13 protein-coding genes are annotated in these 15703 nt (G+C 71.7%); 5 read left to right on the plus strand and 8 right to left on the minus strand.

Going from position 1 to position 15703, the window contains the following annotated elements; all coding sequences use genetic code 11:
* Positions 1-77 precede the first annotated feature (77 nt).
* Positions 78-1406 (minus strand): Gfo/Idh/MocA family protein, encoded by a 1329-nt coding sequence (locus ABNF97_RS15015; protein ID WP_349338909.1) that lies wholly within the window; start codon positions 1404-1406, stop codon positions 78-80.
* Between the two features lie 242 nt (positions 1407-1648).
* Between ABNF97_RS15015 and ABNF97_RS15020 the strand changes: the two genes are divergently transcribed.
* The 5 genes from ABNF97_RS15020 (at position 1649) to ABNF97_RS15040 (ending at position 6789) form a co-directional block, all read left to right on the plus strand.
* Positions 1649-2815, plus strand: a complete 1167-nt coding sequence (locus ABNF97_RS15020) for a LacI family DNA-binding transcriptional regulator (protein WP_349338910.1) — start codon at positions 1649-1651, stop codon at positions 2813-2815.
* 18 nt (positions 2816-2833) lie between these two features.
* On the plus strand, positions 2834-4183 hold the full coding sequence (locus ABNF97_RS15025) for an extracellular solute-binding protein (RefSeq protein ID WP_130465356.1): 1350 nt from the start codon (positions 2834-2836) through the stop codon (positions 4181-4183).
* 80 nt (positions 4184-4263) lie between these two features.
* Positions 4264-5247 (plus strand): carbohydrate ABC transporter permease, encoded by a 984-nt coding sequence (locus tag ABNF97_RS15030; RefSeq protein ID WP_349338911.1) that lies wholly within the window; start codon positions 4264-4266, stop codon positions 5245-5247.
* A complete protein-coding gene (locus tag ABNF97_RS15035) occupies positions 5247-6116 on the plus strand; it encodes an ABC transporter permease subunit (RefSeq protein WP_130465357.1) in 870 nt (289 codons plus the stop codon). The genes ABNF97_RS15030 and ABNF97_RS15035 overlap by 1 nt, the downstream gene beginning before the upstream one ends.
* A 25-nt stretch (positions 6117-6141) precedes the next feature.
* Positions 6142-6789, plus strand: coding sequence for a YesL family protein (locus tag ABNF97_RS15040; RefSeq protein WP_349338912.1), 648 nt, complete (start codon positions 6142-6144; stop codon positions 6787-6789).
* Positions 6790-6879: 90 nt separating this feature from the next.
* On the opposite strand, the gene ABNF97_RS15045 is transcribed toward ABNF97_RS15040, so the two are convergent.
* The 7 genes from ABNF97_RS15045 to ABNF97_RS15075 form a co-directional block, all read right to left on the minus strand.
* Positions 6880-8139, minus strand: a complete 1260-nt coding sequence (locus ABNF97_RS15045; protein WP_349338913.1) for a cytochrome P450 family protein — start codon at positions 8137-8139, stop codon at positions 6880-6882.
* Positions 8136-8783: a GTP-binding protein gene (locus tag ABNF97_RS15050; protein ID WP_349338914.1), complete on the minus strand. Its 648-nt coding sequence runs from the start codon at positions 8781-8783 to the stop codon at positions 8136-8138. Before ABNF97_RS15050 ends, ABNF97_RS15045 begins: the two co-directional genes overlap by 4 nt.
* Positions 8764-9135 carry a DUF742 domain-containing protein gene (locus ABNF97_RS15055; RefSeq protein ID WP_207230664.1) on the minus strand — a complete coding sequence of 124 codons (372 nt, stop codon included), beginning with the start codon at positions 9133-9135 and terminating at the stop codon, positions 8764-8766. Before ABNF97_RS15055 ends, ABNF97_RS15050 begins: the two co-directional genes overlap by 20 nt.
* A 217-nt stretch (positions 9136-9352) precedes the next feature.
* A complete protein-coding gene (locus ABNF97_RS15060) occupies positions 9353-9757 on the minus strand; it encodes a roadblock/LC7 domain-containing protein (protein ID WP_207230665.1) in 405 nt (134 codons plus the stop codon).
* Positions 9757-11301, minus strand: a complete 1545-nt coding sequence (locus tag ABNF97_RS15065) for an ATP-binding protein (RefSeq protein WP_349338915.1) — start codon at positions 11299-11301, stop codon at positions 9757-9759. The genes ABNF97_RS15060 and ABNF97_RS15065 overlap by 1 nt, the downstream gene beginning before the upstream one ends.
* Before the next feature lie 228 nt (positions 11302-11529).
* Positions 11530-12612, minus strand: a complete 1083-nt coding sequence (locus ABNF97_RS15070) for a pentapeptide repeat-containing protein (RefSeq protein ID WP_130465362.1) — start codon at positions 12610-12612, stop codon at positions 11530-11532.
* Positions 12613-12700: 88 nt separating this feature from the next.
* Positions 12701-15526, minus strand: a complete 2826-nt coding sequence (locus ABNF97_RS15075; RefSeq protein ID WP_349338916.1) for an Hsp70 family protein — start codon at positions 15524-15526, stop codon at positions 12701-12703.
* Between the last annotated feature and the right edge of the window lie 177 nt (positions 15527-15703).

Below are 15703 nucleotides of genomic sequence, written 5' to 3' on the forward strand. Positions count from 1 at the left end.
TCCTCGCGGTCAGAGCGGTAGGGAAGGCCCCTTCTTATCGTTCTCTGTTGTAGAAGGGCCCCTTCCCTACAGCCGGGTCAGGGGATGGTGAGCAGGTCGGTGACGCGGACCGGCTGCCCGGTTTCGAAGGATCGGTTCGCGGCCAGGCCGGTGAGCAGGGCGAGTGCGCCGTCCCGGGCGGTGGCGGCCCGGTCCATCGGGTCGGTGTGGCCGCCGAAGAGCACCGCGGTCATCCGGGCGTCCGCGCCGCCGTGTCCGGTGCGGGTGTAGCCGGAGACCGGTACCTCCCGGGGCTGCTCCCAGAACGGCCGCAGGGTGATCTTCGCCCAGCCCTCCTCCACGGCCGCCTGTACCCCGTGCAGCGCGGCGCCCTTCAGCTCGCCGGCCGCCTGCGGGCTGACGAAGTCGCTCTCCACCACCTCCAGTTCGAGCCGCCCCCGGCTGCCGTTGAACATCACCCGGTAACCCTCCCAGGGTGCGTACGCGGTCAGGTGATAGGTCATCGTGGCACCACTGTCGTACTGCGCCAGCACCGCCATGTCGTCCTCGATGGTGACCCCGGGGGCGAAGACGTTCTGGTCGCGGTGGTAGCCGTCCTCGGCCTCCGCCTCCAGGTAGAGCGCCCGCAGCCTCGGGTGGTCGGCCAGGTGCAGCGCGAACGGATCGTCGGCGGCGGCCGCCGAGCCGTGTGCCCGGTCATACCGGCGGGCGTAGCCGTGCCGCCGGCCGGCCGCGTCGCCGTAGAAGAAGAGCCGTCCGGCGGCGTACACCTGGACCGGCTTGGCGTCCAGCCACCAGTTGACCAGGTCGAAGTGGTGGCTCGCCTTGTGCACCATCAGGCCGCCGGAGTTGGCCTTGTCCCGGTGCCAACGCCGGAAGTAGTCGGCACCGTGGCGTACGTCGAGCAGCCACTCGAAGTGCACGGAGCCGATCTCGCCGATGGCGCCCTCGGCGAGCACCTCCCGAACCTTCTCGTGCAACGGGTTGTAGCGGTAGTTGAAGGCGACCGAAACTTTCCGGCCGGTTTCCTCGACAGCCCGCAGGATCCGCTCGCACCGGGGCACGTCGGTGGTCATCGGCTTCTCGGTGATCACGTCGCAGCCGGCCCGCAACGCCGCGACGATGTAGTCGTCGTGCGTGCGGTCCACACTGGTCACCAGGACCACGTCGACCCGTTCCTTCTCCAGCATCGAGGAGAATTCGCTGGCCAGGTACGTCGGCACCGGGTCGAAGTCGAGTTCGGCGAGCCAGCCGTTGTGCGCGTTCATCCGGGCCGGGTTGACGTCGGCGAAGGCGACGAGTTCGGCCGTGTTCGGGTGGTCCAGCACCAGGGCCCGGACGAACATCTCGGCGCGCGCGCCCGTACCGACCAGGGCGAAACGCTGCCTTCCCGGGGTTACCGACATCCCAGCTCGCCTCCGATGGCTGCAAAGGTTTGCAGGAGAAGTAACCATGCCAGCGGGGCGGCCGTCAACGCCCGCCGACAATGCTGTGTCCTTTATCCGTATTTATAACTATTGGAGTGCCTCCCTCGCTGCGTAACGCAACAAAGCCGTGACCGAGTCCCGTTGACACCTGAGCAACCGTTTGCATTAATTGGCGGACCGCAGTGACGGTAGACACATCGGCAGCCACAGAGAGGACTCGCGTGCCAGCCACCATTCGCGACGTCGCGCGGGCCTCCGGAGTGCACATCTCCACCGTCTCGCGGACGTTCTCGGCTCCGCACCTGGTCAACCCGGAGACCCGCAACCGGGTGTTGGCCTGCGCCGAGGACCTCGGCTACCGGCCCAACCGGGCCGCCCGAGCGCTCATCACCGGCCGCACCCACAACATCGGCCTGATCATCGCCGACATCGCCAACCCGTTCTTCCCGCCACTGATCAAGGCGGCGGAGAGCCAGGCCCGGCAGCGCGACTACCACATCTTCATCGCCGACACCAACGAGGACCCGGCGGCCGAGGAGGACCTGGTGCACGCCCTGGCCAAGCAGGTCGACGGCGTGCTGCTGTGCAGCCCACGGATGAGCAACAGCCTGATCGAGCAGCTCAGCCGCGAGGTACCGCTGGTCGTGATCAACCGCCAGGTCACCGGCCTGCCGGCGGTGGTGATGGACGTCGGCCAGGGCGCCCGGCTCGCCGTCGAACACCTGACCGGCCTCGGGCACCGCGCACTCGCGCTGCTCGGCGGCCCACGCGGCTCGTGGACCAACCGGGAGATCCGCCGGGCGGCCACCGCCGCCGCCCGGGCCGCGGACGCCTCGCTGACCGTGCTCGGGCCCAACCCGCCCACCGAGGGCGGCGGCCTCGCCATGGCGGAACAGGTACGCCGGACCGGCGCCACCGCCGTGCTCGCCTACAACGACCTCATGGCGATCGGCCTGATGGAAGGGCTTGACTCGCTCGGGCTACGGGTGCCCCGGGACATCAGCGTCGTCGGCATCGACGACATCGCGCTGAGCCGACTCACCCGACCCAAATTGACGACGGTGGCCACGCCAGCCGCGGCCGCCGGCCGGACGGCCGTCGACATGCTCCTGCAACACGACGGTTCCGCCTCCGCACGCGCCGGGCGCGGCGGCGGGCGGGCCAGCACCACCGACGACCGTCGCACCACCGCACAGGTAAGCCTGCAGACCGAGTTGGTCATCCGCGACTCGACGGGTGTCGGTCCGGCGGCTTCGGCCGACCGGCCCGGGGCGGCGGCACCAGCCGACCGTCCGGGCGCGGCATCTCCCGCTCGCCCGGGTCCGCACGGCCATCCGGACCCGGGCGGCGCGACGACCGCGGCCACCCCCGAAAGTGTCGCCTCCTAACGCCAAGGAGTGAGCACAATGCACCCCCGCACACCCCCGACAGCAGACGCGTCCACCGCGCCTGGTCACCGCAGCCTGCATCGCCGGGACCTGCTGCGCCGCCTCACGGCCGCCATGGTCGCCGTGCCCCTCGTCCTCGGCGCGGCCGCCTGCGGCGACGACGAGGCGAAGGAGCCGGGCGGCCCGGTCAGCATCGAGTTCTTCTGGTGGGGCGGTGAGGCCCGGGCCGAGATGACCCAGAAGGCACTCGACCTCTACACGCAGAAGAATCCGAACGTCACCATCAAGCCCGTCTGGCAGGCCTTCGACGGCTACTACGACAAGCTCGCCACCATCTCCGCCGGTGGCAACGCCCCGGACGTCTTCCAGATCGACGACAACGGGCTGGCGGAGTACGCGAGCCGCAACGTCACCCTCGACCTGACGCCGTACGTCAAGGACAACAGGATCGACCTGTCCAAGCACGCCGAGGGGCTGACCAGGTACGGCCAGCTCGACGGCAAGCAGGTGGCGATCGCGACCGGCGAGAACACGCCGGCCATGATCTACGACAAGACCAAGCTCAAGGAGCTCGGCGTCGGCGAGCCCCAGGAGGGCTGGAGCTACGAGCAGCTCTTCGACTGGGCATCCCAGGTGACCGCCAAGGGCGGTGGCAAGTACTGGGGCACCATGGACACCAGCTCCGACTACAAGGCGCTGTGGCTGTGGCTGCGGGCCCAGGGCAAGGAGTTCTACGACGGCAACAAGCTGGCGTTCACCGAGGCCGACCTCGCCGCCTGGTTCCGGCTCTGGCAGGGTGCCCGGGCCAAGAACGCCACCCCGCCGGCCGACGTCGTGCACGAGGCGGTCACCGGCAGCGTCGCCACCCAGCTCGTGGTGACCGGCAAGGCCGCCACCTCGTTCATGTGGTCCAACCAGCTCGGCGAGTTGCAGAAGGCCACCAAGAACGAGCTCGGCATGGTCGCGTACCCCGGCGACCCGAAGGGTCAGTGGGCGCGTGCCTCGCTGTACTGGGCCGGGTCGCGCAGCACCAAGCACCCGGAGGCGGTGGCCGACCTGATCAACTTCCTGGTCAACGACCCGGAGGTGGCGAAGATTTTCGGTGTCGACCGCGGCCTGCCGTCGAACATGGACACCCGGACCTCCGTCGCGGCGGGCCTGACCGACCCGGCGATGAAGACGACGGTGGAATTCGAGAACGCCCTCGCCCCCAAGTTCGGCCCGGCGCCCACGCCGCCGCCGAAGGGGCACAGCGGGCTGCGCAACAAGCTGCGTGACATCGCGGAGAGCGTGACCTACGGTCGCGCCACCCCCGAGGACGCCGCGAAGCAGTTCTTCGCCGAGGCCCAGGCGGCGCTCGCCGGCTGACCGCCCGAGGCCAGGGGTGGGGAGCCGGTTGCCCGGCTCCCCACCCCTGCCGGAGCGTCCTTCGAGAGGAGAACCAACCCGTGGCTCTATCCACGGCGACCAAGCCGCGTCCCGACGACCCGGCGCCGGCCGGCACGCCGGGCCGGCGGACGCGGGCCGGTCGGCGCCGGCACCGCGCCGAAGGGGTCGCCGGCTACGTCTTCCTTTCCCCGTGGCTGATCGGCCTGATGGCGATCACCGCCTTCCCCATGCTCTTCTCGCTCTACCTGAGCTTCACCAACTACGACGTGCTCTCCAGTTGGGAACTCGTCGAGTGGGTCGGGCTGGACAACTACCGGCGGATGTTCGGCGAGGATCCGGCGTTCTGGCACGCGGTGACGGTCACCCTGACGTACGCCCTGATCGCGGTGCCGCTCAAGCTCGCCGCCGCGCTCGGCGTCGCGCTGCTGCTCAACCGCGAACGGCGCGGCGTCGGCTTGTTCCGCAGCCTCTTCTACCTGCCCTCGCTGCTGGGCGGCAGTGTCGCACTGGCCCTGGTCTGGCGGGCCATGTTCGGCGGTGACGGGGCGTTCAACAGCTTCCTCGGCCTCTTCGGAATCCAGGGCCGGGCCTGGGTGAACGACCCGAGCTGGGCGCTGGAGACGCTGATGGTGCTGGCCATCTGGCAGTTCGGCGCCCCGATGGTGATCTTCCTCGCCGGGTTGAAGCAGGTGCCGACCGAGCTCTACGAGGCCGCCTCGGTCGACGGCGCCGGCCGGGTCCGCCAGTTCTGGAACGTCACCCTGCCGATGCTCTCCCCGGTGATCTTCTTCAACCTGGTGCTGGAGACGATCAACGGATTCCAGGGCTTCACCTCGGCATACGTGATCAGCAACGGCACCGGCGGGCCGGTCTACTCCACGCTCCTCTACACCCTGCACATCTACGACCAGGGCTTCGGAGAGTTCCGGATGGGCTACGCGTCGGCGCTCTCCTGGGTCTTCCTGCTGGCCATCGCGGTGATCACCGTGATCTTCTTCAGCACCGGCCGGTTCTGGGTGCACTACTCCGACGGAGACGACTGATGGCAGTCCAGGCAGTCCGGGCAACCTCGGCCACCGGCCGCCGCTGGCGCGGCGTGGTCCGGGTCCTCGCGCTCGTCGGGGTGCTCGCCTTCGTGCTCTATCCGCTGCTGTGGATGGCCGGCTCGTCCCTGAAGTCACCGACCGAGGTGGTCAGCAACCTCTCGGTGATTCCGGAGAAGGTGACCTGGGCCAACTACCCGGACGGCTGGAACTACATCAGGGGCCTGAGTTTCGGCCGGTTCTTCCTGAACAGCACGGTGATCGCCCTGGCCACGGTGGTCGCCAACGCGCTCTCCTGCCTGGTGGCCGCTTACGCCTTCGCCCGGTTGCGGTTCCGGATGCGCAGGCTCTGGTTCGCCGTCATGATCGGTACCCTGCTGCTTCCCAGCCACGTGCTGATCGTGCCGCAGTACGTGATGTTCAACTACTTCCGCTGGGTCGACACCCCGCTGCCGCTGATCGTGCCGAAGCTGCTCGCCACCGAGGCGTTCTTCGTCTTCCTGATGGTGCAGTTCATGCGCGGCATCCCGCGCGAGCTGGACGACGCCGCCAAGATCGACGGTTGCTCGCCGTACGGGGTGTTCCGGCACGTGATCCTGCCGCTGAGCCGGCCGGCCCTGGTCACCACGGCGATCTTCTCGTTCATCTGGACCTGGAACGACTTCTTCACCCAGCTCGTCTATCTGCCGAGCCCGACCAGCTACACGGTGCCGATCGGGCTGCGGCTCTTCATCGACTCCAGCGGGCAGACATCCCTCGGGCCGATGTTCGCGATGTCCGTACTGTCGCTGCTGCCGGTCTTCGTCTTCTTCCTGGCCTTCCAGCGGATGCTGGTACAGGGCATCAACACCAGTGGGCTCAAGGGTTGAGGTGTCGGGGATGCAGACTCGGGACATGACCGAGCCACCCGCACCGAACTGGCCGGAGCAGCCCGCCCCGGCCACCCGACCCGACTGGCGGGACACCCTGCGCAACGCCGCCGATCTGGCGCTGCTCGGCATCGTCACCACCGTCGCGGCACTGCCGGTGGTCACCGCCGGAGCGGCGGTCGGCACCGGCAGCGCCGCGCTGCACACCTGGATCGAGACGGGGAGCTGGCCCGGGACCCGACCCGTGCTGCGGGACTTCCGCCGCGCCGTGCTGCCCGGCATCCTGCCCACCCTGCTCGCCGGGATCGCCGCCGCGGTACTCGCGGTGAACCTGCTGGCGCTGACCCGGGGCGTCGTACCCGGCGGCGCGGTGCTGGTGGTGGTCACCGCCGCGCTGGCGGCGGCGGCCGGCGGCTTCGCCGGGCTGACCGTGGTACGCCTCGGTCAGCGTGGCGGCGACGGCTGGCGGCACGCGGTCCGCGAGTCGACCCGGACGCTCCGGGAACGGCCGGTGATCCTGCTCGGCAGCACCGGTACCGTCGCGCTGGCCCTCCTGCTCTGCGTGCTCGTCCTCCCGCCGCTGACCCCGATCCTGGTCGGCTACACGCTCTTCGGGCTGCACGCCACCACCCGCCGGCTGGCCGGGCGGGTGCCGCCGTCGACCGACCTCTGACCCGGGACCTCCCCGTCCCGTTCCCGGGCTGGTTCGACCCGGCCCGGTCGCCCAGGGAGGGTGCTCAGGACCGGAGGCCAGGACCGGAGGTCAGGGCTGGTCGGCGGGCGTGAAGCGCACCGGCAGCGACGCCGGGCCGCGCGTCCAGGACGAGGCGACCGGCGCCACCTCCTCCGGCGCGACCGCCAACCGGACTCCTGACAGCTGATGCAGGGCGGTCTCGACGGCGGTCCGGGCGATGAGCCAGGCCGGAATGGTGGCCGGACAGGCGTGCGGACCGGCGCTCCAGGCGAGGTGAGCCCGGTTGCCGACCTCCGACCACGTCTCACCGGCGGTATGGATTCGCGGATCGGCATTGGCGGCGGCCAGGCCGAGAATCAGCGCGTCGCCACGCCGGATCAACTGCCCGCCCAGCTCGACGTCGGACATCGCGTACCGGGCCGCCGCGTTGGTGAAGGGCGGATCCCGCCACAGCACCTCGTCCAGCGCGTCGTCCACGCCGAGCCGGCCGCCCCGGAGGCGGCCGCCGAACCGCTCGTCGGTGAGCATCAGCCGCAGCGTCTGGCCGATCCAGTTGACGGTGTTCTCGTTCGACGCCACGATCAGCAGCAGCATGGTGTCGTAGATCTCGGCGTCCCCGCGCAGGTTCGGATGGGCGGCGAGGAAACTGGTCAGGTCCTTCGTCGGCGTCGCCCGACGCGCCGCGACCACCTCGGCGAGGATCTCCATCACCCGGCGGTGCGCGGCCGCGGCGTCGGCCTGCCAGGCGTAGAGCTGCTGCAGCGCGAGGTAAAGGGCCCGCCCCTGCACGGCGTCCAGGCCGAACGTGTCCGCGATGGCGAGCATCGGGACGACCGCGGCGTAGTCGGCGACCAGGTCGGCCTCGCCCCGGGCCGCGAAACCGGCGATCACCTCGGTGCAGAGCGCCGCGACGGCACGCCGCATCTGCCGCTGGTCGATCGTGGCGATCCCGCCGTCGATCGGGGCACGCAGCCGTCGGTGCCGCTCCCCGTTGGTGAAGAAGGCGTTGTTGTACGGCGACATCATCGGGCGGACCGGTGAGTCGGGTGCGAGCCGGCCGGCCTGGTACACCGACCAGTCGGTGGGGTCACAGGAATAGGTCTGCTCCTGCCGGGCGACGGTCAGGACCTCGTGGTATCCCAGCACGAGCCAGGCGTTGATCCCCGGTTCGAGCTCGATCGGCGCGACCGGGCCGTACTCCTCACGCAGCTTCTGGAAGACGTGTCGCGGCTCCGGACACATCGTCGTCGCCACCAGCGGAGTCAACCCGGTCATGTCGTCGAGGGACGCGGGAGTGCCCGCCTCCCGACGCGACGTCGCGGCTGTCACGAAACCACCTCCTGAGCGGCCGGACGGGTCCGGTCCGGAGTCGGGTCGCCGGCCGGGGCGGCGAGGTCGACGGCGTGCGCGACGAGGGCCGTCAGCGCGGTCAGGGCCGAGGCGCGATCCCGGGCGTCGCAGTCCACGATCGGCGTCTCCGGCAGCAGGTCAAGGGCGGTACGCAGTTCCTCGGCGCTGTGCCGCACCGTGTCCGGGAAGTGGTTGACCGCCACGACGAACGGCAACCGGGTGCCGATCTCCAACTGGTCGAACACCTCGAAGCTGGCCTCCAGCCGGCCGGGTCGGGTGTCGACCAGGGCCAGTACCCCGGCGGCACCCTCGGCCAGCCCTTCCCAGAGGTCCCAGAAGCGCCGCTGCCCGGGCGCACCGAAAAGGTACAACGCCAGGCTCTCGTCGAGGGTGATCCGGCCGAAGTCCATCGCGACCGTGGTGGTGGCCTTCCCCGGCAGGCCGGTGAGGTCGTCGACGCCCTCGCTGACCTGGGTCATGGTCTCCTCGGTCCGCAGCGGGGTGATCTCGCTGACCGAGCCGATCAGGGTGGTCTTGCCGACCCCGAAGCTGCCGACCACGAGGATCTTCACCGACTTGGTCACGGTGCCGGGTAGGTAGCGGTCAGAGAGCGCGGAGCCCATTCAGCACCTCTTGCAGTAGTTCCCGGGAAGGCTGTTCGGCGCGCGGGCTTCCGGCCCGCGCGGTCAGGTGGCCGGAGTCGACCAGGTCGCTGGCGAGCACGCGTACGACGCTCACCGGCAACTTCAGCCGAGCGGCGGCCTCGACGAGCGACAGCAGCCCACGGCACATGGCCAGCAGGGCGCGCTCCTGACGACCGGCCGAGACCGGCAGGGGTGGCGCCGGATCGGCGGCGACCAGTAGCGTGTCGATCCCTATGGTGTTGCGGGACGGCCGAGCCCGGCCCTTCGTGAGCACGTACGGGCGCAGCGCCGTGTCCCGGTAGGCGCCGCTCCGCTTCTCCCGCGGGGTCACACCCTGCTCCGCCGGCTCATCTGGAGCCGCCCGGGCGGCCGGCGGCATCGGCCATGGGGCGGTCAGCCGTGGTGATGATTGGCGGCGGCGTGGTGGTTGGCGGCATGGCGTCGACTCCTCCGTCTGGGGCGGAACTGCTCGGATGCAACTGTGATGCGCGGGCGTGGGCGCGACGGTGCGCCACACCTACGGCTGCCCCGGCCACCGGCCGGAAGCGTCAGGCCCCGCTGCCGTGCCGTGCCGTCGTGGCGAGGTTCCGCTCACCGATCCGGTTCACCTGTGCCTGCATCTGGTGCGCGATCAGCGCCGGATCGACGGCCGGCTCGGTCACCACCGCCAGATGTGAGCCGTCGCCGGCCCGCCGCAGGAACAGGTATCCGCCGTCGAACTCGATCATCAAGTGCCGGAGGGACCGGCCGCCCGACCCGAACTCCCGGCCCACACTGCGACCGAGCGACTGCAACCCGGAGGAGGCGGCCGCGAGCCGGTCGGCGACGTCCTGGTCGGTGTGCTCGGACCGGACCATCGCCAGGCCGTCGGCGGAGAGCACCACGGCGTGCCGGACGTACGGCACCGAGACCACCTCGGCCAGCATCCAGCTCTGGTCTTGCATCGCGCTCATCAGGAGCCGCCCATGGGACCCGTGGCGTCGTCCGTGGGGCGGACGGGGCGGTCAGGCGCGTTGGTGGTTGACGGCATGGCGTCCACTCCTCCGTGTGGGCGGAACTCCTCGGATGCAACTGTGATGTCCGGCTCGTCACCGGTCCGGGTGCCGGAGATGAAGGCGCCCATCCAGGAGCCGGCCTGCTCGGGTGTCGGCTCGGCGGACGCCGCGGCCGGTTCCGCCGCGACCGGAGTGACCGACGCGGACTCGCCGCGGCGGGACCGTCGGCGGGGCAGCGTCACGCCGGTGGCCGGGTCGGCGGGTTCCGCCTCGACCGGCCTCGGCCCCGGTTCCGACTGTGCCGCCGGCGGCTGCGCCGGCAGCACGGCCGGCGAGCGCAGCACCACCGCCTCCGGCGGGTCCACCGTCTCCACCACCTTCGACGGGATCAGCACCACGGCCCGCAGCCCGCCGTACGGCGACTCGCTCAGGTCAGCCCGGAAACCGTGCCGGCGGACGTAGTGGCCGACGACGGCGAGCCCGGTCTGCGGAATCTCGCCGAGCTCACCCAGCCCGACCGGGCGCCGCCCGGAGACCGTCTCCCGGGCCTGCTCCAGGCGGTGGTCGTCCATCCCGATGCCGCCGTCGTCGACCTCGATCACCGCACCGCGCTGCACCCGCCGAACCGTCACCGGCACGGTGGTGGCCGGCGGGGACGACTGGGTGGCGTTGGCCAGCAGCTCCGCCACCAGGTGGATGACCGGCTCCACCACCTCGGCGGCGACCGCCACGTCCTGGTCGCCGGAGACCTCGACCCGCTGGTAGGCCAGGATCCGGGCCGATGCGGCACGCACCACGTCCACCATGGCCAGCGGCTCCTGCCACTGCTGCCCCGGCCACTCTCCACAGAGCACGGCGAGGCTCTGCGCGTGCCGGGCCTGCTGCGCGGCGGCGTGGTCGACCCGCATGCTGGACTCCACCACGTCCGGGTCGTGCTGGTGGCGGTCGGCCATCAGCGAGACCTGCTCCTGGATGGAGTGCGCCGCCGTCTGCACCCGGCGGGACAGCGCCACCACCGCCAGCCGCAACGACTCCTCGCGCTCGTCCGACCGCTTCAGCGCGCTGGTCGCCTCGGCGAGGACCTCGTCGACGAGGCCGGCGGTCCGGTCGTCCAGCAGCGGATCGCGCGGTGTGGACGGTACCGGCGATCCGGTCAGCACGGCCGGGAGCCGGGCCCGGAGCAGGTGTTCGAGGGCGTTGTCCACCGCCGCCGACCGCGCCTCGGCCCGTTCCTGCCACTGCCTCTCGCGCTCCGCCAGCTGCTGCTGGTAGCCGCGCACCTGTCTTTCGAACTCCCGCTCGCGCTCGCCGAACGCGGCCCAGGCGGCCCGCTGCCGGCGCCGGAGCACCGCCAGCAGCACCAGGGTCAGCCCGGCGGCTCCGGCCGCCAGCGCGGTGACCGCCGTCGCCTCCGGGCCGGTGCCGAGCACGGCGGCGACCACGGCCGCCGTACCGGCCAGGGTGGTGAGAAGGACGGTGGCCGACCACAGTGGGCGGCCCATGGGCGAGGGACGACCGGACGATTCAAGAGGTGTCATGTTCACCTTCGAGCGGAGGATCCGGGCAGGACGGGGCCCCAAACCGCAGTTCAGGCACGTGGTGGATGAGGATGGTACCCGATCAGATCGGGAGGATCTCCCCTCTGACCGGACAGATGTCGCTGCCGCAAGCGGCGACCGTACGGTGGCCACGCCGCCATGGGTGGATCTCGGTCAGCGGGCCGGACGGAGTCAGTCCGCGCAGGTCGGAGCCGGGGAGACCGGCGTGGTCATCGCGGCCGGCAGTCGGGTCCGGTCACTGAGTACGGCGCAACTGATCTGCTCCGCGGTGACCTCGGTGGCGACCATGGTGGCGCCGTGCAGCATGGCGCGGTTGAGGTTCGCCCCGACCAGCCGGGCGTCGGTCAGGTCGATGTCGACCAGGTTGGCACCGACCAGTCTGGTCCGGACCAGTTCCGCTCCCGGCGCGGTGACGTAGCCGAGGTACGCGTCGCTGAGGTTCGCCCCGGTCAGGTCGGCGGCGGTCAGATTGGTGGCATCGAGACGGGCACCCCGCAGGTCCGCGCCGACCAGCGTCGCACCCGTCAGCCCTGCCCCGTCCAGCGCGGCGCCGACCAGCACGGCACCGGCCAGCGTCACCCGGTCGAGCATCGCCAGGTTGAGTCGCGCCTCGGTCAGGTCCGCCCCGCCCAGCCGGGCCTCCCGCAGGCTGGCCCGGTCGAGTACGGCACCACGCAGGTCGGCCTCGGTGAGGTCGGCCCGGTCGAGCCGGGCCCCGGTCAGGTCGGCGCCGTCGAGCCGGGCCCCGGTCAGCAGGGCACCGGTCAACCGCGCCTGCGCCAGCGACGCCCCGGTGAGCACCGCCCCGGTCAGGTCCAGCCTGTCACCCGGGCGGTCCCGGGCGGCATCCCGGCGACCGATCACGGTCAATGCCGCCTGCACGTCCACCCCGGGCCGCCGGTCCGGGCCGGCCGGCCGCCGGACCGACCCGGCGGCGGCCTCCGCCGCGTCCAGCTGCGACTGCCGGCGTACGAAGGTGGCGAGCACCGGGACGACGGTCGACTGCTCGGCCGGCGCGTCCCGGAGTACGCCGTCCAGCGCGTGGACGCCGCTGGCCCGTACCACATCGGAGGGCGAGGCGAGCAGCTCGACGGCGGCGGTGAACCTCGCGGTGACCCGGTCGGGTCCGGCGTCGGTGGCGCCGGCGGCGGAATGCAGCGCCACACCGGCCAGCAGCGTGGCCACGGCGCTGAGCACCAGCGCGGGTACGCCGAGAAACAGGACCGGCCGCCGCCGGCCGGGCTGGATATCCATGCACGTAGTCTGCCTGCCGGTTGCTGACCCCGGCTACCCGGCGACGTGCGCACCATCCGGCGGTCTGGGCGTCGTCCAGGGCCGGACGCTATCCGGCGGTGAAGCGGGCGACGACGAACTCGGAGTCGGCCCCGCAGACGATGACCGAGGTGTTCCAGGAGCAGGAGTCGGTGCTGACCTCCTTGAGCAGGCCGAGTTGGGTCAGCTTTCCGGACTCGGCGACCACCCCGGCGACGCTGGCATCCTGGGTGATCGTGCTCAACTCCTTGGCGAAGAGCAGCAGGTTGCCGCCGTCGACCCGGACGGCCACACCGTCCTCGCTCAGCTTCTCGGCCCCCTCGGTGGAGAAGAGTTTCGCCACCGGGTCGCCGCTGGAACCGGTCTGGACCAGGACACGCTCGCCGACCGCCAGCAGGCTCTTCGCCTGCGGCACCTTCCGGCGCCAGGCGGCCTGCTGACTGCCGCCCTGGTCGGTCCGGACCGCCACCAGCTCGGTGCTGTCGGTGCCGGACCCGGCGGTCTCCAGCAGGCAGACCTGCTTCTCCCCGCAGGGCTCCAGTTCGGTCGGCCGGCGGTTCTTGTCCGCCGCGTTGTAGATGGTCGTCGGTGGGCCGAGGGTCTCCAGGTCGTACCGGGCCAGGCCGTAGCCGCCGGTCTTCGGTGCGACGAAGAGCTGTCCCTCGTACGCCAGCACCTCGTCGTCGGTGTCGGCGGCGTCGGCCCGGGACTTCAGCACCTCGCCGTTCGTCACGTCGATGACCCGGATCGAGCCGTCCGCGCCGATCTGCACGAGTCGCGGTTTGGCACCGCGGTTCGGCAGCGCCGCGTCCCCGTACGGCTCGGCGGGCCCACTCACCTCCTGGAGGGTCCGCATCGGATAACCGGCGGCGTCGCTGTCGTACTCGCCCTTCGGGTTCGGCCTGGTCCACTCCTTGCCGGTACGCGCGTTGATCCCGATCAGCATGTCGGCGGTCTCGTCGAGCACCACCACGTACTCGTCGAAGAAGTAGAACCGGTCGTCGCCCCGGACGGCCCGTTTCCACAGCTGGGCACCGGTCACCGGATCGAGGGCGATCAGGTCGCGCGGGGTACTGGTGCTGCTGACCTCCGCCTTGGCCAGCAGTACGTCCGGGAGCGCCTTGATCCATCTCCACCCCTCGGCGCCGGCCGCCGTGGTGATCCACCGTTCGACCTTCGCCGACTCGGCGTGGAGTACCGCGATGTCCAACCGCTGGTCGGTCCGCTGGTAGGCGACGTACGCCCGCTCACCGGCGGTGGCGGTGAGGAGCGAGGTGCGGTTCTTCTCCCGTGTGGCGATCCGGTCGACCTCCTGGAAGGGGACGTAGTCGAGGCCGGGGTAGCGGTCCCGGGTCAGGTAGAGCAGCGTCGCGGCGACCACACCGACCAGCGCGACCAGCGCCCCGACGCCGATCCAGACCGGGCGGCGGCGTGCCAGGCCGGCCAGCCACGCCGACCCGACACCACCGGCCGGATGCGCCGGCCCGACACCACCCGCCGGATGCGCCGGCCCGGTCGGCGGATAGCCGCCGGCAGCCGCCGCCCCGGATGCACCGGCGACCGCCGTAGCCGGACCGGATGCACCGGGGACCGGCGCCGCCCCGGTTTCGTACGCCCGGGGCTGTCCCGGCACCGCGCCACCGGCGGCGGCGGCCGGGCTGGTCGGCACCGCACCACCGGCGGCCGGGCTGGTCGGCACCCCGGCGCTGCCCCGGGCCGGGAGTGTCGCCGGGAGCGGGAGTTCGGCGAGCGCGCCCTCCGCGACCGGCAGCTCCGGCTGTTCGAGTACGGTCGGCGCGATGCCGAGTTCGGCGTGCAGCATCCGGGCCACCAGCGGAACCCGGGAGGAGCCGCCGACCAGGAACAACCCGGCGAGCTGGTCGACAGCGAGCCCGCTCCTGGCGATCACCGAGGCGGCCTCGTGGACGCCCCGGCGCAGCAGCGGGCCGACCACGCTCTCCAACTCGTCCCTGGTCAGGTGCAGCGCCTGCTCGACGCCGGGCACGGCGACCGGCGCGGTCGCGGTGCGGGAGAGCATCTCCTTGGCTCCGCGTACGTCGTCCCAGAACTGCCGGCGGGCGCGCCACTGGCCGGCGCTGGCCGGCTGGCGCAACTGTTCCCAGATCGGCGGGTACGCGGTCCGGATCACCCCGCCCAGGTGCTCGACCAGCGCCGCGTCCAGGTCGAGCCCGCCGAGGTCGGCGACACCGCCCGAGCCGACCACCACGAACCGGGCCCGACCATTCCCGTCGATGCCCTCGTTGCGGACCACCGCGATGTCCAGGGTGCCGCCGCCGAAGTCGAAGACGGCCAGCGCGGACCGGACCGGCACCGGCCGGCGCAGCACGTCGGTGAAGTAGCGGGCGGCGGCAACCGGCTCCGGCACCAGCAGCGTCCCGCCATTGGGCCGGGCAGCCGGACCGGCACCAGGGAGCCGGGCGGCCGGATCGGCACCGGACGGGACCGGTGGCCAGCCGGCCCGGGCGACGGCGGCGGCCAGGGTGTCCCGGCGACGTGACCCCCAACTGGCCGGGTAGCTGAGTACGGCCGGCGGCAGGAACCCGACCGCCTCCACCGCGGCGTTGGCCACCGCACCGAGCACGCCGGCCAGCAGGTCGACGGTGGCGATCTCGCGGTCACCGAGGAGTACGGCCGGCTCGTCGATCCGCCGCTTGGGGTTCGGTTCGTAACGGGCCGGGTCGGCCTGGGCCAGCCGCTGGGCGTCCCGCCCGACGTGTGGCCGTCCGGCGTCGTCGAGGAACACGCCGGACGGCAGGATCGGCTGCCCGTCGTGCAGCAGCGGTCTGGTCCGGCCGTCGGGCCAGCGCAGCACCGCCACGGTGTGCGAGGTCCCGAGGTCGACGCCGAGCCCGTAGCCTCCGTCCTGACCCGCCATGAACCGACTCCTCCGCCGGGCGAGGGGTTGCCCGGCCCTGCATGTTACGGGGGCACCCCGCAGCACCGGACCCGGCCGTGATGATCTCGCTCGTTCCCGGGGTCGCCGGGGACAACGGGGTCACCGGGGACAACGGGTCGACGGGGACAACGGGTCGACGGGGACAACGGGGTCGAC

The organism is Plantactinospora sp. B6F1 (assembly GCF_040120695.1).
Classification (GTDB): domain Bacteria; phylum Actinomycetota; class Actinomycetes; order Mycobacteriales; family Micromonosporaceae; genus Plantactinospora.